At 61.6% G+C, this 19,685-nt stretch carries 17 protein-coding genes; 4 read left to right on the top strand and 13 right to left on the bottom strand.

Translation table 11 applies throughout. The features are described 5' to 3' along the window. Nucleotides 1-157 precede the first annotated feature (157 nt). From AC0WR5_RS07870 to AC0WR5_RS07855, 4 genes are all read right to left on the bottom strand, one after another. Nucleotides 158-1,003, bottom strand: a complete 846-nt coding sequence (locus AC0WR5_RS07870; protein ID WP_475867995.1) for a hypothetical protein — start codon at nt 1,001-1,003, stop codon at nt 158-160. Next, nucleotides 1,000-2,727, bottom strand: coding sequence for a zinc ribbon domain-containing protein (locus AC0WR5_RS07865; RefSeq protein WP_475867994.1), 1,728 nt, complete (start codon nt 2,725-2,727; stop codon nt 1,000-1,002). Before AC0WR5_RS07865 ends, AC0WR5_RS07870 begins: the two co-directional genes overlap by 4 nt. Nucleotides 2,728-3,124: 397 nt before the next feature. Beyond that, nucleotides 3,125-3,598, bottom strand: coding sequence for a thermonuclease family protein (locus tag AC0WR5_RS07860; RefSeq protein ID WP_475867993.1), 474 nt, complete (start codon nt 3,596-3,598; stop codon nt 3,125-3,127). 549 nt (nt 3,599-4,147) lie between these two features. Further along, a complete protein-coding gene (locus tag AC0WR5_RS07855; protein ID WP_475867992.1) occupies nt 4,148-5,044 on the bottom strand; it encodes a LysR family transcriptional regulator in 897 nt (298 codons plus the stop codon). Nucleotides 5,045-5,118: 74 nt separating this feature from the next. Between AC0WR5_RS07855 and AC0WR5_RS07850 the strand changes: the two genes are divergently transcribed. Then, a complete protein-coding gene (locus AC0WR5_RS07850) occupies nt 5,119-6,006 on the top strand; it encodes a DMT family transporter (RefSeq protein WP_475867991.1) in 888 nt (295 codons plus the stop codon). 360 nt (nt 6,007-6,366) lie between these two features. Here the strand turns inward: AC0WR5_RS07850 and AC0WR5_RS07845 are convergent, their stop codons facing one another. From AC0WR5_RS07845 to AC0WR5_RS07835, 3 genes are all read right to left on the bottom strand, one after another. Next, nucleotides 6,367-7,341, bottom strand: coding sequence for an SDR family NAD(P)-dependent oxidoreductase (locus AC0WR5_RS07845; protein ID WP_475867990.1), 975 nt, complete (start codon nt 7,339-7,341; stop codon nt 6,367-6,369). Nucleotides 7,342-7,425: 84 nt separating this feature from the next. Further along, nucleotides 7,426-7,602, bottom strand: a complete 177-nt coding sequence (locus AC0WR5_RS07840) for a hypothetical protein (RefSeq protein WP_475867989.1) — start codon at nt 7,600-7,602, stop codon at nt 7,426-7,428. A 33-nt stretch (nt 7,603-7,635) separates the two neighbouring features. Beyond that, nucleotides 7,636-9,168, bottom strand: a complete 1,533-nt coding sequence (locus AC0WR5_RS07835) for an FAD-dependent oxidoreductase (RefSeq protein WP_475867988.1) — start codon at nt 9,166-9,168, stop codon at nt 7,636-7,638. Nucleotides 9,169-9,475: 307 nt separating this feature from the next. Between AC0WR5_RS07835 and AC0WR5_RS07830 the strand changes: the two genes are divergently transcribed. Next, nucleotides 9,476-9,718, top strand: coding sequence for a hypothetical protein (locus tag AC0WR5_RS07830; protein WP_475867987.1), 243 nt, complete (start codon nt 9,476-9,478; stop codon nt 9,716-9,718). Between the two features lie 441 nt (nt 9,719-10,159). Further along, a complete protein-coding gene (locus tag AC0WR5_RS07825; RefSeq protein ID WP_475867986.1) occupies nt 10,160-10,558 on the top strand; it encodes a VOC family protein in 399 nt (132 codons plus the stop codon). Nucleotides 10,559-10,735: 177 nt separating this feature from the next. Here AC0WR5_RS07825 and AC0WR5_RS07820 read toward each other — a convergent pair whose 3' ends face one another. Then, nucleotides 10,736-11,632 carry a LysR family transcriptional regulator gene (locus AC0WR5_RS07820; RefSeq protein WP_475867985.1) on the bottom strand — a complete coding sequence of 299 codons (897 nt, stop codon included), beginning with the start codon at nt 11,630-11,632 and terminating at the stop codon, nt 10,736-10,738. Between the two features lie 107 nt (nt 11,633-11,739). On the opposite strand from AC0WR5_RS07820, the gene AC0WR5_RS07815 reads away from it, so the two are divergent. After that, the gene (locus tag AC0WR5_RS07815; RefSeq protein WP_475867984.1) at nt 11,740-12,807 is read left to right on the top strand and encodes an SDR family oxidoreductase; all 1,068 of its coding nucleotides are present in this window, start codon (nt 11,740-11,742) and stop codon (nt 12,805-12,807) included. Between the two features lie 803 nt (nt 12,808-13,610). Here the strand turns inward: AC0WR5_RS07815 and AC0WR5_RS07810 are convergent. The 5 genes from AC0WR5_RS07810 to AC0WR5_RS07790 form a co-directional block, all read right to left on the bottom strand. Continuing rightward, nucleotides 13,611-13,940, bottom strand: coding sequence for a hypothetical protein (locus tag AC0WR5_RS07810; RefSeq protein WP_475867983.1), 330 nt, complete (start codon nt 13,938-13,940; stop codon nt 13,611-13,613). Beyond that, nucleotides 13,925-14,692, bottom strand: coding sequence for a lysozyme (locus AC0WR5_RS07805; RefSeq protein WP_475867982.1), 768 nt, complete (start codon nt 14,690-14,692; stop codon nt 13,925-13,927). The genes AC0WR5_RS07810 and AC0WR5_RS07805 overlap by 16 nt, the downstream gene beginning before the upstream one ends. Nucleotides 14,693-14,951: 259 nt before the next feature. After that, nucleotides 14,952-15,635, bottom strand: a complete 684-nt coding sequence (locus AC0WR5_RS07800; RefSeq protein WP_475867981.1) for a hypothetical protein — start codon at nt 15,633-15,635, stop codon at nt 14,952-14,954. A gap of 4 nt (nt 15,636-15,639) precedes the next feature. Then, complete coding sequence (locus AC0WR5_RS07795; protein WP_475867980.1) at nt 15,640-18,732, bottom strand: phage tail protein; 3,093 nt, start codon at nt 18,730-18,732, stop codon at nt 15,640-15,642. Beyond that, nucleotides 18,732-19,685: a hypothetical protein gene (locus AC0WR5_RS07790; protein WP_475867979.1), complete on the bottom strand. Its 954-nt coding sequence runs from the start codon at nt 19,683-19,685 to the stop codon at nt 18,732-18,734. Before AC0WR5_RS07790 ends, AC0WR5_RS07795 begins: the two co-directional genes overlap by 1 nt.

The following is a 19,685-nucleotide window of genomic DNA, read 5'->3' as shown; positions in this document are numbered from 1 at the left end:
ACATGTGCACGCCAAGCCGCTACTCGGAGCAACGGCAGAAGTACGAAGGCGGCAGCTCTAGGTGTCGTTCCCCAGTGGATCGCTTAGAAGAAAATCGTCCACCTTTAAGTTCTCACCTGAAAAGTGGTGGAAGCCTCTTAGGCTAGTGCGAAAAATACTAAACCTCTCCAAGATCAAATTCTCTTCTGACCAGCTGCATGCATCTCGACGGGGTGATGATCGATTTATTTTGGCGATTCTCTAGTTCAGACCGGCTTAAAAACAACTGCCATATTTGCAAGAATCTTTTGCGTTCATCGCCTGGAACCCAATCAGCCCGCGATCGCCAGGATGTCGCCCACCTAGAGCACATTTCTTTAAATAAAGAGCGATTAAATGTTGTTACCAAAGCATGAGTTGAGGCGGTGGCGTCCTGGAGGAAACCAAAATCAACTCTAATGCTCGCGGAACCAGTTCTTTGCGGGACGTCAATCTGAACTGCGTTGCGGCCAGGTAGCACCCCATCATTATGGACCAATCCGTGACGCAAATGACAAATGGCGTCAAAGTTATCGAACACATCTGAAAATTGAGAGCCTTTCATATCAAATCCTAGATAGCCCTTCGATGCAGATATTATCTCCTTGGAAGATGTAAATGACATGTGCTCAAAGGCGCTTCTTCGAAATTCCTTTGCGCCATGCCAAAGCACCCCGCCTAGGTTGATGTTCTTTTCGGCAGAAACATTCTTTGAAACTGGACATACATTGAGGCTCGACGCCAAAATCGAGCGAAAATACCCTTCAGTTGCAGAGATGACACCCAGCAGCAGAAGCCCACCCAACTTCTCCAGTTCTGCTAGTCGTGACACCGTTCCGTACCCAGTAATCTCACTAACGCTCTTGAGATAAGCGTCTATTGGTGAAATCGTTTCATGATCCACTATGCAGCCATCAATGCCTTGGAGCGGTTCAGATGGCGGTGCCGCGCAAACGAAATCCTCAATATTCATTGCGCCATTCAAGACACATACTCCTCCGCGGCGCCGACGATTTTTACAGCGCGCGCCTTCTTGATGTACTTAATAGACATTAGTTGTTCGCGGCTGTTGTCTAGCAGAATATCCTTCACCTTGCGAATCTGTGAGTTCTTTTTGATGCGGTCCTTCATAGCCTTCGAGATGTCGAGAACAGAAATGTCTTGCTCAGCAAGCGCTTCGTAGGTCGATGCTGACTTTAGGCGCGCCCCGCAGTTTGGGCAGAACTTTGCTTCCGGGTTCGGACGTTCCGTGCCGCAAGATTGGCATTGAGGAAGCGAAATAGTGAAATCATTAGGAGAGACACGCGATGCTTCCAAGATCTTGCCAGAGTATGTCCTGGGCCAAGCTTGATGCTTCTTTGCTCTGAGAACATCTAGGAAAAGAGCTACAGACTTAGTCCTTCGCCCAACGATCGCGTTGTCGGTGACGAGATCTCCCGCATGTAGTTCATAAACAGAGAACACGCCATTCTCGCCTCGTGAGAACTCGCCCATGTGCATGACTAGCCCTGCATACTGATAGAAGCTAATCACCTTCTCCAAATTTGAATCTATTGGACTCCTGATTCCAAACTGGAGGGTTTGCTCGGCACGATCCTTGTTGGTGTTAAATTCCTTAATGCTATTCAGCAATGTGCGATAGATTGTAGATCCATTTTTGACATAACTCTTTAGAGATGGCAGCTTCGCCTCTAGGGAGTTGTAAACGCTATGGGACATTTCCTTTCCGCTTCTCGACAGGGATAAAACCTTGGATTTCGACAAAGTCCCATCAGAATTAAAGTAAGAATCTTGGGAGTTGTAGACTGTTCGCAGCATCCCCAAAAAGGCTCGTGGTATCCCAAAGGAGCAATATGCCAAGAATGCGATATCATCCTTGCTGCTATCAGAGATGTTTATGGAAGTGCCATTGAACCGCTTCCGCGCCAATTCAAGCATAAATACTTCGTACTCCTCTCCCGCTGGCTTGACCCAAACGTCAATTTGCTCTGCATCGTGGCCAATTTGAAAGGAGGGGGAATGGGATGTTATGCCCGGGTAAACTGCAGCCTTAGGGGAGATTGATTTCGACTTCACGGCTCTAAAGAAGTCGAAGAAATCTTCTTGTTGCTTCTCGGAGAACGCGTGAGCCGCATCGTCAATTAGAAGAACGCAACGACCTAAGTTATTCTCCTCTAGGCATTGATCGAGGGTCCGCTGTAGAAACGAAATACTGAACTCCGCTACTTCATTCTCTGATGTTATTCCAGATTCGATGCTTTGAATCGCGCGAGATACCTGCTGCCTTGAAGGAAACTCAGTTGGCAGGGACCATCCTTTTCTCCCTTCAATGGTTCCTCTCAGGGATTCGATCACTTTAAGGGCCAGCCATCCTTTGAACCAGTAAGGAGCGTTGGCGCCCTTGCTGTAAAGTGGTTCCACCTTTAGCGCGAGCTTGAAGTTGACATACACTGGAAGAGCCCGTGAGGCCGGGTCATCTATCATTTTCTGGTAGGCTTTGAGCATTAGCGTGCTTTTCCCGCACCCCCGTGGCCCGATTAGTAGTTTGGCCCCGCCGCCCATCAATTTTCTGAGGATGGAACCCTCATGTGGATGCTCGATAGTCAGCGCTGCGAAGTTGGCGGTGTCGATGTACTCTGCCTGCTCGATAAAATTGACCTCGAAGGGGAGCTCTTCGTCAGATTCTGCTGCTGTGCTTCGGTTCGCCATGAGAGGATTATCCCGTCTATAGTGCTCACCTTAGGTGAGCTCGTACTGTATCTCGCATCACATAGCCACGTAGGGCTTTTGTTCACAAGTCTTAGTCCGGAATGGTGCGCGTTGCATATGGATGATGCAGCATGGGCTCGTTGGCTTATGCAGTTCGCCCATTGGATTACTTCGCGACTTTAGGCTGGGAGTCGAGCCTGATCCGGCAGTCAGTTCTAGTCTCAGTGATTTGGCACCCTGCGCATGACGCCAGCGCACGCTCTGTGACTTGGAGAACCCTTTGGGTGGCGCGCCCCTCGATTGTTCGCTTCCGCGCTGACACCGGTCATCCGCCGCGTCTGGCACGAAGGTCGGCATAGGGCCGTAGATCGCTAATCGAGAACAATGGGATATCACTTCAGTTGCAGTATACAGCTCGTCGAATCCTAGATTTTGCCGAGGTCGTCTCCAAGTGCCGGTAACGCCCGCCGGAGTAGCGCCGACAGTCGAGAGCATGGCCCGCCGCGATGACGGCGGCACCAATGTCTTGCCCGTCTGCATAGCATATCCCGACCAGACGGTCATAAGTACGCTCACGGTTCAAATGGCATTCGATCGACCGGCCCTTTAAATAGTTGATCATCCACTGTTTGGCATCTTGCCCTGCTCGAGTTTCCAGTTCCGGTGCGTCTACACCATTCAAACGCACCGGTGTGCCGTTGACGACAATAGTGTCAGCGTCGCGAACGCGGACAGACTGCGCGGAAGCGAACTGCGGCAGAGCAATGAGGGCAGCGAGAACAAGGATTTTCATAGCGAGACGGTAAACGTGTACGACCGCATCGACAACCTTGAGGCTATCTCGGCGCTTCAGAATCTCTGCAGCGGGCACAGTGATCCGAACCTTCCGGTGGCTTGGCGCAGGTATCGCTCGCCGGATTTGGCCCCTCACCCTTAGGTCCGAAATTGTCGCTAGCAAGATCGTTCGAGCGATGTACAGTCAGAACTCCAAAAGGGAGGTGCAAAATGAAATATCTAGGATTAACCTTAGCCACTTTAGGCGCCTTGTGTTTTTTGGCATTTCCCGCCGGCGCCCATGGAGGTGGCTGTCGGAAATCTTCTCCTCCAGGTCAGTGCTGCCATGCCGACAACAGCAACGGTGGCCGAGTACACTGCCACTGACTTTCGGAGGCTGGAGTTATATATCTGCTGCAGGCCGCTCAAGAACTCTCGGAGCACTCATCCGATATTCTCGTTAGCTCGCCGGAGACGGCCCTATGCGGCCATTCACAAGGCGGGCTATCGCTGCGCCGCAGCTCCCCGAACCAGCCCTTCTTGGCAACGTGCAGCATAGTTTTCCAGCCTTAGGTGCGCAGTGCGGACCAAGCTGCCGTTGGGACGGCGCGGGCGAAGCCATGTCGATTGATCGAAACGTGACGTCTCACACGGCCGCGTGTTTCGCACTTGAAAACCATGCATCGGACACGAGCGATGCCGCTGCCTTTGCGAGGCCGCTGCCGTCATCGGCGAGGCGGATGAGTGTTCGGGGAAGTTTGGGCAGCCCGTGCTCGGCCGGGACCTCGACAAGGTCGCGTCCCGCAAGAGAGCGGGGGAGCGCGGCGATGGCGAGATCGGCACGGAGCGCGGCGAGCTGGCCCATGGAGGTGTCGCTGGCATAGGCGATGCGGTGCGCCCGCCCCTGTGCATCAAGCCCTGCCAGGGCGGCCGCGCGCCAGGCGCAGCCAACCTCCGCCGTGGCGATGGGCAGCGGATCGCGCTTCACGGCCCCGCCGCCGTCCAGCATGAGCCAGACAAGAGGTTCGCTCGAGACCTCGCGCGACGGCCAGTCGGGGTGGCCAACATCGTTGAACAGCGCCAGATTGGCAGTACCGTCCCGGACGGCCGCCAGCACGTCGGCACTCGCGCCGAGACGCACATCGACCCGCAGGTCCGGATGCGCCTCGGCGAGACGCCGCAGCAGTGGCGGCACCATCGAGATCCCCAAGTCGTGCGGTGCGGCGAGCGTCAGGCGCCCTGACAGCGCCTCCCGGCGGAAGAGGGCTACAGTCTCGTCATTCAGGCGAAGAAGCTGGCGCGCCTGCCGCAGCAGGGATTCGCCGCCCTCCGTCAGAACGACACGCCGCGCGTCGCGTTCGAAGAGGCGGGTCTCAAGCACCTCCTCGAGCCCCGCGATCTGCAGGCTGACCGCGGAGGGCGACTTCGCCACCAGCGTCGCGGCCCGCCGGAACGAGCCGGTCTCGCAGATCGCCGCGAAGCTGCGCAGAGCGGTCAGGTTCAGCGTTCGACTGCCCGGTAGGGATTTGGTTTTCTGCATCATAGGTCCACATTATATCGTTTTTCGCGACATCGCGCAGGCCCTAATCTTCCGTCCATCGCAACAGGAGATTCCCCATGACCCGCAGCATCCCGATCGGTCTTGCCTGGGCGGCCGCCGCCATCCTGATCTGGTCGGGATCGCTGGTGATGCTGCGGCTCGGCGTGACCACCTCGCTCAACGCCTACGACCTGACATTGCTGCGCTTCGGCGTGGCGGCCGTGATCCTCCTGCCGGTCTTCTGGCGGCGCGGGATCGGAACCGCGGGACCGGTGGCGGCGGGGGCAATGGTGGTGCTTTTCGGCGCGCCCTACGTGCTCCTAATTTCCCTTGCGCTCACCACTGCGCCGTCCGCCGCGGCCGGCGCGCTCAATCCCGGCGTGATGGCCATCGCCACGGTGCTGCTGGGCCGGGCGACCTTCGGGGACCGGATCGGTGGCGTGCATTTCACCGGCATCGCAGTCACGGCGCTCGGCATCGCACTGTTCACCCATGCAGGCGGTCCGATCACGATGGGCCACCTGATCCTCGTCGGGACAGGTGTGATGTGGGCGGGCTACGCCCTGACGGTCAGGCGCACGGGTGTCCCGGCGCTGACTGCCACGGCCATCGTCGCGGTGGGATCGGCGGTCTTCTACCTGCCAATCTATCTTTTCGCGCTCCCCAAGGAGATAGGCACCGCCTCGGCGGCGGATATCCTGCTCCAGGTCATCTTCCAGGGCGTACTGGTCAGCATTTTCGCGATCTACGCCTTCAACCGCTCGGCGGAGCTCCTGGGGCCCGTCGCGGGCGCAACCCTTCCGGCGCTCATTCCTGTCGCGACGCTCGGCCTCGGCGCCTGCGTTTTGGGCGAAGTCGCTGGCTACCTCTCCTTGGCCTCAGCAGGTCTGATCGCTGTGGGACTCGCTCTGATTCTGGTCGGCCCGAGCGCGCTCGGCCGCCTCAAGAGGAGGCGCCTCAGCTGACGCGGCGCTGAAACGATAGAGCCACGGCAAAGAGGGCTCGGAGCGGCCCTGCGGCACCGTGGCAGGCTCCTCGCCCAAGTCAGCCAGGTCCGCAGGTGCACTCCGGCCCTGACCTGCCGTTCGTCATTGTCGCAGCCAAGGTCCGCTCTGTAGACGCGGACCTAGTCGCAAGCGCGCTTGTGGCCTGGCTCCCCGGCGCCTGGGGGCCAGAGCGGCCGTCCGCCGGGCGGTTCATGGCCGTCCCGTGGCATTCTCTTCCATTTGGGGGCTTTGCTGCTGCGACACGAAACCAGGGGCGCCCCTTCGGTCCGAAGTCCGGCGAGAGGGCAAGGGCCCTCTTGCATGTTTCGCCCAGTTCCCTCAGTCCATGGGGATCGAGCTCTGCATGGCTTCCACACCTGCCATCAATTCGTTCGGAATCCTTGTTTGCAGGGCTGTCATAGTCCAGATGCCATCCTCTGCGTGGATCGACTTGAACACCTCGGGGGTCGACCACACTCCGATTTCTCCGTCCGCTGCCAGCCGGAACAGGTGGCCCGAAATATCGGAGGCGTCGTCTGAGGCAAGATATGCCAGAAAAGGGACCATGCCTTCTGCCGTGCGTTTTATTGCGTCAGGTGCTCCGGCTTCGATCGCCTCGCTGGGCACACCTTGCAGCCGATAGGCGGCGGCCGCGTTGACCCAGGCGCGCGTGCGCGCCAAAGGCGTATAGGCATTCATGGTGATCCCGAGACCTCGAACGTCAGATGCAGCAGCTTTGGTCAGTGCGACTATGCCAGCGTTGGCGGCGCCGTAGGCGGCATACCCTTCAACCCCGAGGTACGCATCGGACGAGGAATTCAATATCCGTCCAAAGCCCTGCTCCTTCATGTGGGGCAGTGCGTGGTGCATCAAGTTGAAGGCGCCTTTGAGCTTGGAGTTGATGCTGATGTCCCAGAGCGTTTCGTCCATGTCCATGATGTTGCCCACCCAGTTGGACGACGCATTGTGGACGACGATGTCGATGCGGCCAAAGGTATCACGGGCGGCGTCTACCATGGTGCCAGCAGTGTCGAAATCGCTGACATCCCCAAACACCGGGAGGGCTTGTCCACCGCGCCGACCAATCTCGTCAGCGGTCGTTATTGCGTCGCCCGAAATGGCTTCCAAGGCGGCGCGTTCGGCTTCGGTGAACGGGATGTCGGTTTTTTCAAAAGCATTCAGGGATGAGCCAGGTTTGCGGTTGTTGGTGATGACCGCCGCGCCTTCCAACGCCAAACATAGCGCGATGTCTCGACCGATACCCTGACCCGACCCTGTTACGATTGCAACTTTTCCTTGGAGGGGTCTTTCCATGGTTTCTCTCCTTATTGTCATTACCAATCCGCTTGGTTGGCTGATCCGGCTATACCGCTCCAGAATTGATGCGGTTCAGTATCGTCATACTGCAATGGCCCTCAGGTCCGTACCGAGCATGACGGGATCGAAGTCATCCTGATCAAGGTGAATAAGGTCGAGCTTATGGCTACAGTCGGCAAGGCTGGTCTGGATGCTCTCCAGAACGGCGGCGCAATAGCTGCCCTCGTAGGGATGATTGAAGACGACGAGAACCTTCATGGTCGGTTTCCATCGCGAAAAAGTTGGAAAGGGTCAGGCGGCGATTGGCGCCACGAGGGATGCGAAGCTTTCGATCGCCGCGACACGGTCATGGGTTGCAATTTCGCCGATGTAGCCATCCGGCCGGATCAGGATCAGTGTGTCACCCTCGATCCCGTAATTGGCCCGGAAGGAGCCCTGCGGATCGGTCAGCGCGCGCGCATCGCCGGCGGTTCCGTCGATGGCCACACGGGTCAGCGCGGCTCCGCCATCCGGCCAGCTGATGGCCGCGAGGTCCGCCAGGGCGTCTTGTCCGACGGCGATCAGCGTGAAGGCCGGGCCGCGGGTCACATCGAACAGGCGCAGGGGTGTGCCGTCCTGGCCCGCGAGCGTCGCGTCGGGGGCACGGTCACCCGACTGCAGAGTCGTGGTTGCCTCGGTATCGGAGCTGGCCAGCGGGCCGCCTGTATAGGTAATGCCGAGCTGCTTCTCATCCGCGCCCCGCTTGATACTGGCAGGATCGAGCCGATTGAGTGCCTCGTATTTCTTAGTCGACAGGCCGAGCACCCGCGCGGCGATTGGTTGCCGCTCGGCCTCGTAGCTGTCGAGCAGCGCCTCGGGGGCGCCGGCCAAGACCTGGCCGAGCTTCCAGCCGAGGTTATAGGAATCCTGGATGCCGGTGTTCAGCCCCTGGGCCCCCATGGGCGTGTGAACATGCGCCGCGTCGCCTGCCAGGAATACACGGCCTTCACGGTAACGCGCCGCCAGCCGGATATTGGGACGGAAGACGGTCTTCCACTGTATGTCGCTCAGCCGCAGCTTGCCGGAGCGCGTCTGCTTCCGGAACCGCTCGTTCAGCGCGGCATCGGACAAGTCGGGCTCCTCGCCCGGCTGCAGGCGGATCATCACCTGAAAGAGGTCGCCATGCGGCAGCGGGCAGGCCCCGGCAAACCGGCCCTTGAGACCGGGCCAGACGTGCCAGTGATTGCGTCCCAGGCCTTCGATCCGGCAGTCGAGGATGATCATCCGATCGGCTTCGTCGGTCTGCCCCTCGAAGGCGATGCCAACGCTCTTGCGTACAAGACTTGCACCACCATCGGCCCCCACGACATAGCGGGCGCGCAGCTCTTCGGGTCCGGAGGGGCCGGCGATCCGCGCCGTCACCCCGTTGTCGTCCTGCTCGAGCCCGAGAAGTTCCGTGCCGTATTCGACCTGCACCCCGAACGGCGCAAGCTGTTTCTGGATAACGGCGTCAGTGCTGAACTGCGGGATCAACCAGGTGTCGCGGTAGGGAGTAACGTCGCTTTCGGGCGCCGGCTTGAACATCCGCTTGGGGATTCTGACCGGCCCCAGATGGATGCCCAGAGGTGGGTAGGGAGACCCGGCAGCGAGGATGTCGTCCAGCGCGCCGAGGTCTTCGAACACTTCGAGAGACCGGGGCTGTATGCCCTTGGCGCGCGATCCGGGAAATCCGTGCGAACTCTTGTCGATGATGCGGGTGCTCACGCCGCGCCGTGCAAGGTCGACGGCAAGGGTCGAACCCGCCGGTCCCGCGCCGACGATCAGAACGTCGAGAAGTTCGAGCATTTGCATGCCTCCGATATGTGTGCGAAATGCACATAAGTGGATCTGGCAATACCATCAAGAGAAACCATGCGAAATACTTACATATCGGCACTTACCCGCAACTGCATATCGCGTTGCTCGACATCATCGCCGTGATGAACTACGCGCAGGTTAACGAGCAGATGGTTCGAGCATCTGGGCTTAGCCTCGACCGCGCCCTCTTCGCGCTGCTCGTCAGTGTCGAGAGGTTCGGTCCCCTGGGGGGGCGTGGAGTTGGCAGACCGCGTCGGTCGTGACTACACGACCGTCAGCCGCCAGGTGGCCAAACTTGACGACCTCTGCCTTGTCAAAAGGCGCGGCAGTTGCAAACGACCGCCGCGTCCGCGAAGCCTGCATCACGCCGCATGGGCAGTTGATGACTGACGCCGTCGATGCTGCCCGCGCCAGGATGGCCGGGGTAATATTCGAGTCCTGGGACGAGGAAGTGGTTGGGGAGCTCGTTCATCTCGTGCAGAAGCTGGCGAAAGGAATGGGCGAAGTGACCGGCTCGACACCGTTTGACACGCCATAGCGTAGACGATTGAGATCACTAAGCGGACTTCCTCTGCAACCGAACCGTCCTGCCAGTTTCGGGAAATCGGCCGAAGGTCGGGAAAGTCCCGCACATGGGACCTTGATGAGAAGCGCAGCGAATGTCCACTTCCCGCCCTCTTGCGACCAGGACTGTTCGGCCCAATGCGGCCGTTGGCCAGGCCGGCCCCGCTGCGTCGCATCTTCCCCATATCGGACATCGATGACATCGTGCAGCATGGACTGATAGCCCAAGGTCCGCAGTGCGGACTCAACGAACGCTCTCCTTCATATGGATCAATAGAAATCGGCGCGTGTTGACCGTTTTAGCGCGCTGCCTTAGCGTTGACATCAGGCACCGCCCTGAATCGCGAGAATTGATCCGGCTTTCCGGCACCGACCGGCCCGGTCAGATCGCATCCGAATCTTGAAGGGTATGGCTATGCTCACAGAAAACTCAGCGCCTGTACGGTTGGGTCGTATGGCTCCGACACTTGGGGTCAAAGACATCGAAGCGTCCTATCACCTTTATAAAGCTCTGTTCGGCCTGGAGAACGTCTTCGAAAATGGCGATCCCGTAGGCTTTATGATCCTCAAGAAAGACGATGCAGAGCTGCATTTGACACTGCAAAAGGATCACAAGCCCGCACAATTCAACGTGGTCCACCTCCTGGTATCCGATGCAGACGCCGCCTATGCGCTTTGCCTCGCGCACGACCTGAGGATCATCAAGCGGATCAAGGACAAGGAGTACGGGCTCAGAGCATTCGTGTTCGCAGACCGAGATGGAAATCGGATCGACGTTGGAGAAATCAGGGTAGGTGGAAGCACAGGAACCTGAATTTCCGGGCGTGGGCGTGGGCGCCGGGCTCCAAGCGGCAGCCTCCTCGCCTAGGTGAGCCGGATACGCGGGGGGTGGGCGGCCCTTACCGGACCTTCGCGCCAAGCGCAGCAGATGACCGGTCCCAGCCCGAAACTGCCCTTCCCCTCGATATTTCCGGCTCGCGCTTCTAACGTTCTAAGAATGGAAGAGACTTGCTGTTTCCGTCTGCAGGAATTCCACGAAAGCCCGGACGCGCGCGGGAATGAAATGCGCAGAGGGATAGACGGCGTGGACGTCCAGCGGAGCATATTCATAGTCAGGGAGAACACGTTCCAGGCGCCCGTCTTCCAACTCGCGTCTGATCAATGGCATTTGCGCGGCGCCCAGGCCAAGACCTGCGACCAGCGCCCTCGTCAGTGCGTAGGCATTATTGGCCTTGAAGACAGTTCTTACAGGGCATTCTTCAGGGCCCTCCGGGCCGATCAAGGGCATGGCATCGCCGTGAGGGGTGGCGTTGAAGCGCACTTGGACATGCTGTTTCAGATCCACGATGCTCTCCGGTATCCCATGTGCGGCCAGATAGGCGGGAGAGGCCACCAGAATCCGGCGCACCTCGCCTAGGCGCCGCGCCACAAGGCCCGAGGACGGTAAGGTCCCGAGGCGGATCGCGACATCGACGGCTTCAGCGGTGAGGTCCGCAATACGATCATCCAGCACCAGGTCGAGTTCCAGATCCGGGTGCAGCTGATGAAACCTGACCGCTGCATCCGCGATATGGCTCTGCCCCAGCCCGATGGGCGCATGCACCCGGAGCGCCCCCCTGAGCGCAGCCTTGCCATCGGACGCCACCTCGGTCGCTTCATGAACCGCATCCAAGATGCGCAGGGATCGTCTGCGAAACTCCTCTCCGGCATCGGTCAGTGTCAATCGCCGGGTCGTCCGCTGGATCAGTCGGGCGCTGAGATGCCGCTCCAGCGCTGCAATCTGCTGGCTGACCGCCGACTGGGACAGGCCAAGGTCCCTTCCCGCTGCCGTAAGGCTGCCGGTATTCGAGACACGAAGGAAGATCGTCATTGCGCGCAGCATATCCATTGAAATTCATTCTTGCAGCTAATGTATCTTAGAAGATCTGGCCAACTTATCGCGCCATGACTTATGTGTGAAGCCTTGTCCATCGCAACACAAGATGGAGAAGACCGATGGAAACAGCAGCAAAAGTGGCGCTTGTGGTCGGGGCAAATGGCGTGATCGGCGGCAACTTGATCGACTATCTGTCAACGCTGGATGACTGGCAGATCATCGGGCTGTCGCGCCGCGGCGGACAGTCCACCGAACGCATCCGCTACATCAGCGTCGATCTGTTGGATGCGCAGGACACCAGCGCAAAGCTCTCGGGGCTCACCGAGGTCACGCATATCTTCTACGCAGCCTATCAGGATCGCCCGAGTTGGGCTGAACTGGTGCCCCCCAACCTGGCCATGCTGAGCAATGTGGTCGACGCGATCGAGCCGGTGGCACCGAGACTGAAGCATGTCAGCCTGATGCAGGGATACAAGGTCTACGGCGCACATCTCGGCCCGTTCAAGACGCCGGCACGAGAGGACGACCCCGACCATATGCCGCCGGAGTTCAACATCGACCAGCAGGCCTTTCTTCAGCGTCGTCAGGCCGGCAAAGACTGGTCCTGGTCGGCTCTGCGTCCCTCGGTCGTGATCGGCTTCGGTCTGGGAAATCCAATGAACCTCGCCATCGCAATCGCTGTTTACGCCTCGATTTCCAAGGAACTAGGGCTGCCCTTGCGGTTTCCGGGTAGACCGGGTGCCTATGACAGCCTGCTGGAGATGACGGATGCCGCACTTCTGGCCCATGCGACAGTCTGGGCCGCGACCACACCAGCCTGTGCCAACCAGGCGTTCAACATCACAAACGGCGACATGTTCCGCTGGTCAGAGATGTGGCCGAAGATCGCAACATATTTCGACCTGGAGGTTGCGCCGCCTCTGCCCATGTCCCTGTCCACGATCATGGCAGACAAGGGGCCGCTTTGGGAGAATCTGGTATCCCGTCATGACTTGGCCGTTTCCTCCTACGAGCAGGTCTCTTCCTGGGAGTTTGCGGATGGGGTGTTCGGCTGGAACTACGACTTCTTCTCTGACGGCTCGAAAGCACGGCGCTACGGCTTCCACGAATTCGTCGACACCGAAGCGATGTTTCTGTCGGTCTTTGACACCCTTCGGACGCGCGGGATCATACCATCCGCAAGATAGCGACTATCCCGAGCCGCCTGGGTAGACGTGATCAAGAGGCAGCGCGCTCGGACGGTGAGCTGTCAGAATGCCGATATGAGGCCAAGGCAGCAAGCGTTTCGGGTGGGAGCTCTCCTGGGGGCAAGTCCGCTCGCTGCGCATCGGTGCCGTTCGTTCAGGACGCAGCGAATGTCGGCTCACCGCCCATTTAGCTTTCTGGTTTGTGCGGAGACGCGCAGGGAGGGCTGCCTGAGCCTCGAGGCCCTGCCATCGGCAGCCAAGGAAAAAGATCTGCACCCCACCTCTCCGAGAGGCGCGGAGCAGAATAGGCCGGCTAGCATCCTTGTACCCATGGACCCTCACTAACTTGTTGTTAACCATGACGACGGAAGGTCCCAACATGCGAAAGTGGATCTTCTTTTTTGACGAACTGAACGACGGAAGCCTGCCTGCCGCAGGCTACGTCGTTGCGCCAACGGCCAGAGACGCGCTCCTCCTCTTCGGCAACCATCCTCATGTGAACGTGGTTCAGACTTGGGATGAGCTGGACCTTCCCGAGGGCAGTGGCCCGGTCTGGTATGTATCGGGTCATAGAGCGCCCATTTCTTGAACGCTGTCCAGGCTGACAGCGGCCAAGTCAATCCCCGACTACGCCCGTCGCCCCCTCATACGCCTCCACGGCAATCCCCCTGCGCGCGTCGCAGTCCACCAGCGCCTCCCCTACCCGCCCGAGGTAGACCTCGACCTCTGCCGGCGTCAGCGCCCGCCGCGGCACGATCTCCCAGGGCGCGGGGCACGGCTGCACCACGGCGGCGGGCAACGGATCAAGGCGCACGCCACCGCCGGTGGAGGCGCTGCACGCGCTCAGCACTGAGACCAGGGCTGTTGTCAGGATCTTGCCGTGCGGCATCTTCGAGCTCCAATGCGAGAGGGACCTGTTCGGCCCGAGCGGCTTCCAGCGCCCCGGCCAGCTGCGCGATGCGGGCGCCGAGCTTGTAGAGGTCCTCCTGGACCTTCTGGCGGGCCTTCTCTGCCCGGGCCTCGGTGACGAAGACGCCAAGGCGATAAGCATAGATCGCTGTCCCGCCCCACACGGCCAGCGCCCCGATGATCAGCACCGGCACCAGGTAGCGGGCAATCACGCGGCCAAGCACAGATCCCGCTCCGCGCTGCGCCGGTTCACCAGCCCGCGGATCACCCGCCCGCCGGCCTTGTTCCACCAGGTCAGCGCCTGGCAGGCGCCGGTGATGTTGCCGGCGTTCAGGCGCCGCGTTGCGGTGCTCTTGCCGGCGGCCGCGATCCCGACATTGAAGGCAAAGCTGATCCAGGCGGCATCACGCGCCGGCGGCAGGCGATAGGCCAGGGTCTCGGCCTCAAGGTAGCGATGCACCCCGCGGCGATACTCGGCCGCCTCGCGCCAGAGAAGCGCATCGCATTGCGCTCGTGTCATCCGCATGCCGATCTCGATGCCCCGGGTCGAGCCACTGCAGATAGTCGGCACGCCGACGATGTCGCGATAGGCTACCAGCTCCACGCCCTCCCAGCCCTGGATGAAGGGCACCGCGATGGCGAGGGTCTCGGCCTCGCGCGCGGGCGCCGCCCGGGCCAGCGTCGTGCTCGCCGCGAGCGCCGAGAGCACGATCAGCACCGTCACCGCCACGATTCGGATCGTATTGCGGAAGGTCGAGCCGCGCTGCGCGATCACCCGGCCGATCAGGATGAAGAGCAGCAGCCCCACCTGCAGGCACCAGAGGAAGACCGGGTTCATGTCCCGGCCGGTGGTGGCAAAGAGTACCTCAGGGCCCACCAGCGCCAGCAGCGCGATGACGGTGCCCCAGAAGGTGTAGGAGCTGAAGACGACGTGCCGGGCATCCGGCACCAGTTCGATCCTGGGTTTGGTCCACATGGGCATTCTCCAATGCAAAAGGCCCCGCAAGCGGGGCCGGTGAGATGAGGGATTTTCAGGGGGAAGCTGAGGGCTATGCCTCAGCACGTAGAGCATTATTCTTTGTGTATGCGGTATATTGTGTTAACCATGGGACAAGGAGTGTCCCAACCTTCGCCTTCTACCCGGGCCAAGCAACTGCTCCCTCCGCGTCCTACCCCGAAGTTCTGCGACGCGCGGCCGGGTCCCGATCATCACGCACATCGGCACCCGGTTTTTCTTATCGAAGTACCTGGAACGGCGCGCTCGGCGAGCGCAGCGGCGCGACGTTCGGGCAATCCGGCCAGGAGACCAGCAGGTAGGCACGGGCGAACTCGTTCGGCTCGCTGGGCGCCACGCCCTGGTCTTCGGGGATCCGGGCCAGGAAGCGTATCGCCCGGGGCATGGTGGCGAGCGGGGCGGCGATGCTGCGGCCATCCTCGGCGGTGCTGCTCTTGTCGGTGAAGGCATGGCTGATGCCCTCGCCGTCGACAAAGAAGGCCTCGGCCACCGGCCGGCCGCATTCGCGGGTCTTCACGAACTGCACCTCGAAGCGCAGGAAGTCCCCCACCCGCCCCGAGGTCACCCGCAGGCTGTCCTCGACAAAGCGGATCGGCGGCATGCGGTCATCGCGGGCGGTCTTCTCCAGGGCGGCGATGCGATCCACCACGGCGGCCAGGGTCTCGGCCGTCTGTGCCTGCGTCTGGCTGATGGTCGAGAGCGTGCCCTGCTGGGTCTGCTGCACGCTCTGCAGGGTGGCCAGCGTCGTGGCGACGCTGTCGAGTTCCAGCTCGCGCAGTACCCAGGTGGTGACACGCGGCCCAAGGATGAACCATACACCCGCCATGAGCGCCCCGACCGCGATCAGCGTCGCCACCATGTTGCGCAGGAAGGCAGCCCAGGTCTCTAGTTTGGGCGCCGGCATCGTCTCAGAGCTCCCAGTCGAAGAGAACGGACCAATTGTCGATCCGCACACCTTCGAAGGCGATCACCGCGCCCTGGTTGTCCCGCAGGTTGCCGCCCAGTCCGATGAAGTTGGTCTTGCCCGCAACCACCGCGCCATAGCGCACCGTCCAGTCGGCCGCGGGTGCCGTGGCGCAGGTCAACCGCACCTGGTTGCCGTTGCGGATCTCCACCGCGCTCACCGTCACCTCGGCGCCCTGATCATCGAGCACCACAAAGCCCATGTTGGCCACCGCCGGCATGGCGGTGGTGTCGAACACCAGCCCTGCCTTGTTGAAGGTCAGCGTCACCTTGGTGCCCACCACACGGGCCTCCACGGGCCGCAGCGGTTCCCAGTCGAGGCCATCCACATAGATGCGCTTCCAGGCCAGGGCGTAGAGCGCCCCGAGGGTGCGGAAGCCCTGCTGATCCATGTGCAGGTTCAACCCGTCATCGCGATAGCTGAGCCAGTAGTTGGGCCCCGCCATGGAGATCAGCGGGCTCTCCAGCGCCGCATCGAGCTGCGCCAGGCAGACACTGCGGTAGGCCTCGCGCTGTGACACCTGCCTGGTCAGGAAGCGGTGCGGCGTGCTCTGGTATGCGCTGGCCTGCGTGTTGTAGGCCTCGGCCAGGTCGATCATGGCCTGCCGATGCGTGGCCCGATCCGCGCCGCTGTCCGCCTCGCCCTGCGTCCAGGTCGTCAGCCCGGTGATGGCGTTATGCGTGTTCCGGGAGAGCAGCTGGGTATAACGCGGGATCTGCTCCCAGTCCTCATACCAGCCTTCCCCGCCCGGCGAGAGCTGGGCGATGCTGCGCCCCTCCTTCGCGGTCTGCGCCATGATCAGCCGGTGATCGGCAAGGTCGCGATCCGTCCAGCCCTCCTCGTCGCGCAGCAGCTGGCTGTACATCGCCGCCATTCCGAACATCGGGCATTCACCCCAGTCCGAGCCGCTCGCCGGGTTGGCATTGGCGCCGGTCAGCGGCTTCAGGTAGCCCATCGAGGTGCCGGCCCGCCCCCAGCAGAGGTGGGTCTCCACCTGCTCTGTCGGGCCAGCATCGCCCTGCCCCGCGCCATTGGACTGCCCGGCATTGACGATGGCCACCAGGTCGTGCGGCAGGTTCGCCCGGCCCTTGCGCGTCACCGTCGCATCAAAGGTGAGGCGAATGGCAGACCCCGAACTGGTCCAGGTGGTGTTCGGCGTCACGACGCTGTTGTCGTTGGAGACATAGCCCCACTGGAAGTCCGTCGGTGCGGAGCCGGCCGTGTCCGTGGCAATAACGTCCTTGCCATAGAACCCGATGTAATCGGAGGGCGTGACGGCCAGCGCCAGATCCTCGAATACGTTGTATCCCGCGACCGCCTCCAGAACGAGGTAGTCCTGCCGGTAGAAATACCCGTCGGAAGCCGCCAGCGCATAGCGGCTGATGTAGATCTGTCCGGCCGCGACACAGTAGGCCTCGACCTTCTCGAGGGTGCCGCCGTACTCCATGGGCGTGCCGACCATGAGGGTCTGTCGGTCCATGGCCGTCGTCACGGCGAGGCTTTCGAGATCGGTATCGGTGGCGCCCATCACGTAGGTCGTGTTGCTGGCCTCCTGGAAGTAGCGGTTGGCCTTGGGCGACTGCCGACTGTCGACATCTTCCACCAGCGCGTCGGTCACGCCGAGGACGTAGCTCTTGATGCCGAAGCCCACCAGCAGAGCGCCCGTGACGCTGCTGACCGAGGTGACTGCGCCCCAGGACTTGAGCGAGCCGCTGAACCAGGACGTGCTCGAGGCATTGGCATCGAGGGCGAGCGTCCCTGTCGGTACGGTGACACCGAGATAGAGCCCGGCCGCCACCTCCATGTCGATCACGTAGTCGGTGATGCCTGCCGTGGCCTCGATCTCGATCACGGTCTCGCCCTGATCGAAGTTGTTCGAGTCGCCATCGCGCACGAAGGTCGCCACAGAGATCGTGGCATCGGCATTGAGCAGGATCCTGAAGAGGCTGAAGGTGGTGTCCTCCGCCACCGCCCTATTGAGGATCACCGTGGTCACCGCGGCCCCGTCGGACGTATAGCCAGCCGCCATGTCCGGCTCACCGTAGTAGGTGAAGGTCGTCTCGGTGAAGTCGGCGAGGGTCTTGTTAAAGACCTCCAGCGGGACGTAGGCCTCGCCATCATCGCCGCCGCTGTCATACTCGCTCGCCAGCACGAACTCCGAGGCATCCATGGCGGCCGCCGTCCCGAGGTCCGCCGCATTGGCCTTGAGGCCGACGGTCTCCGCGAGCGCGGCGAGCGCCGCATCCACCTCGGTGGCGACGGCGGCGGCATCGGCCTTTGCGCCCTGCGCAGCAGTGGCGAAGGCCTCGGCGTTCTCGCCCGCCGCCGTGCCCAGATCCACGATCTTGCCGGAGGTGTCGGTGTAGGTGTGGAAGGCCTTGATGGCATAGATCAGGGCCACGTTGCGCGGCCGGGTCTCGGCGTCGCCGGTCGCCTCGATGATCGCGGGATCGCCGGCGAAGTAGCCGGAGATATTGTCCATGCCGGCGAGGTTGTTGACCACGGCCGGCGCATCGGTGGTGCCGCCATCCTGCCCGCCGAGAATGCGGTGGCTGTGCGCCTTCAGCGTATCGTCCTGCGCGGAGCCAAAGGTGCGGCCCGCGTCCACGCCCCGGCCGTCATCCCAGCCCCGGATGAACTCGCCGCGCAGATCGGCCAGCAGCGGATCGCCATTGCCATCCGTTCCCCAGACCGAGCCGCCCTCGATCAGCAGCTGCCGCAGGTCGGGCATGTCGCTGGTCACCGCCCGGCCATCCATGGGCAGCCAGCCCTCGGGCACGGCGGTCGAGGCAAAGGGCATCACCGCCCCCACCGGCACCAGCGCCCCGCCCATGTCCTGCTGCAGCGCATGCACCGCCTCCAGCGCGGTGGCGCTCTCGCCGAGCGCCTCGTCGAGGAAAGTGGAGAGCGCCGCCAGCTGCGGCGCGCCGGACTGGGTAAACCAGCTGAAGAGCGCCTGCGCCCGGGTGGAGAAGGTGGCCGGATCGCCCGCCGTGGGCAGGAGCCCCGCATAGGGCGTGAAGTCAGGCACGGACATCAGGAGACTCCCATGATGGTGAAGGAATATTCGTATTCGTCGGGGAGATCCTCGGCCCAGCGGACCGGGCCCAGGATCCCGTAGTGGATACTGCTGGCGCGGCTGAGTGATCCCACGCCCGCCACCAGCGAGCCCGAGAGCCGGTCCAGCTCGGGCTTCACCCGGTTCCAGTCGCTGAGCGGCGTGACCACGCGGTAGTCCATCTCGACCCGCGTGGGCCCCTTCGCCAGCGTCAGGGTACCGTAGTCGTTGAAGCTGTAGCGCGAGCCCGCGATCGAGCGGCCCTCGGTGCTGCCCACCTGCGCGTCCCCGATGTAGATGCGCTCGCCCAGGAAGACCTCGCCCAGCGAGACCGAGGCCCCCTGCAGCGCAATGACCATGCGCCGGGTCGAGCCCGGGATCTCCAGGTTCACCAGCTTGTCTGCGGCCCCGGTGGTCGCGGCAAAGAACCAGGCCCACCAGTCGGCCACCTCGCGGCCGGACATGTTGGTCTCCGCGTCGAGCAGGATATTGCCCGCGACATCGAAGCAGATCAGCCGCACCGCGATGGCCGAGACCCCGAAGAGGATCAGCGTGTCGATCCCCTCCACCCCGCCGATGTCGAGGATCACAGGGTTCACCGCGGCATCGATGCCGAGCACCGGGTCGAGCCAGTCGGCCGTGGCCTCGGGGTCCTCCTCCGCCGTCGTCGGATTGCTCAGCACCCCATCGAAGCAGGCAAAGGCATTGGTGTAGCGGTCGAAGATCCAGCGCGCCGAGACCACCGACTGGTCTTCCTCCAGCGGGTCGATCCCGAGATTGTCGGCGATGGCCGACTGATAGATCCGGTGATCCCGGATCACCCGGGCGTTCAGGGCGTATGTCGTGGCCGCGTCCCAGGCCTCCGCCTCATCCTCGGGCAGCGAGGTGGTGACCTGGTCGAGGGCGGGGGCGTATTCCCGTGCGATGTACAT

The organism is Pseudooceanicola sp. DL12, from assembly GCF_056270665.1.
The sequence above is the reverse complement of the archived record's forward strand: the minus strand, read 5'-3'. Positions and strand labels throughout refer to the sequence as shown.

Bases quoted from the DNA above. Each gene is read 5' to 3' on its own strand.
- AC0WR5_RS07865 (WP_475867994.1), bottom strand. From the start codon at position 2,727: ATGGCGAACCGAAGCACAGCAGCAGAATCTGACGAAGAGCTCCCCTTC.
- AC0WR5_RS07855 (WP_475867992.1), bottom strand. From the start codon at position 5,044: ATGATGCAGAAAACCAAATCCCTACCGGGCAGTCGAACGCTGAACCTG.
- AC0WR5_RS07850 (WP_475867991.1), top strand. From the start codon at position 5,119: ATGACCCGCAGCATCCCGATCGGTCTTGCCTGGGCGGCCGCCGCCATC.
- AC0WR5_RS07845 (WP_475867990.1), bottom strand. From the start codon at position 7,341: ATGGAAAGACCCCTCCAAGGAAAAGTTGCAATCGTAACAGGGTCGGGT.
- AC0WR5_RS07840 (WP_475867989.1), bottom strand. From the start codon at position 7,602: ATGAAGGTTCTCGTCGTCTTCAATCATCCCTACGAGGGCAGCTATTGC.
- AC0WR5_RS07835 (WP_475867988.1), bottom strand. From the start codon at position 9,168: ATGCTCGAACTTCTCGACGTTCTGATCGTCGGCGCGGGACCGGCGGGT.
- AC0WR5_RS07825 (WP_475867986.1), top strand. From the start codon at position 10,160: ATGCTCACAGAAAACTCAGCGCCTGTACGGTTGGGTCGTATGGCTCCG.
- AC0WR5_RS07820 (WP_475867985.1), bottom strand. From the start codon at position 11,632: ATGGATATGCTGCGCGCAATGACGATCTTCCTTCGTGTCTCGAATACC.
- AC0WR5_RS07815 (WP_475867984.1), top strand. From the start codon at position 11,740: ATGGAAACAGCAGCAAAAGTGGCGCTTGTGGTCGGGGCAAATGGCGTG.
- AC0WR5_RS07805 (WP_475867982.1), bottom strand. From the start codon at position 14,692: ATGTGGACCAAACCCAGGATCGAACTGGTGCCGGATGCCCGGCACGTC.
- AC0WR5_RS07800 (WP_475867981.1), bottom strand. From the start codon at position 15,635: ATGCCGGCGCCCAAACTAGAGACCTGGGCTGCCTTCCTGCGCAACATG.
- AC0WR5_RS07795 (WP_475867980.1), bottom strand. From the start codon at position 18,732: ATGTCCGTGCCTGACTTCACGCCCTATGCGGGGCTCCTGCCCACGGCG.
- AC0WR5_RS07790 (WP_475867979.1), bottom strand. From the start codon at position 19,685: ATGTACATCGCACGGGAATACGCCCCCGCCCTCGACCAGGTCACCACC.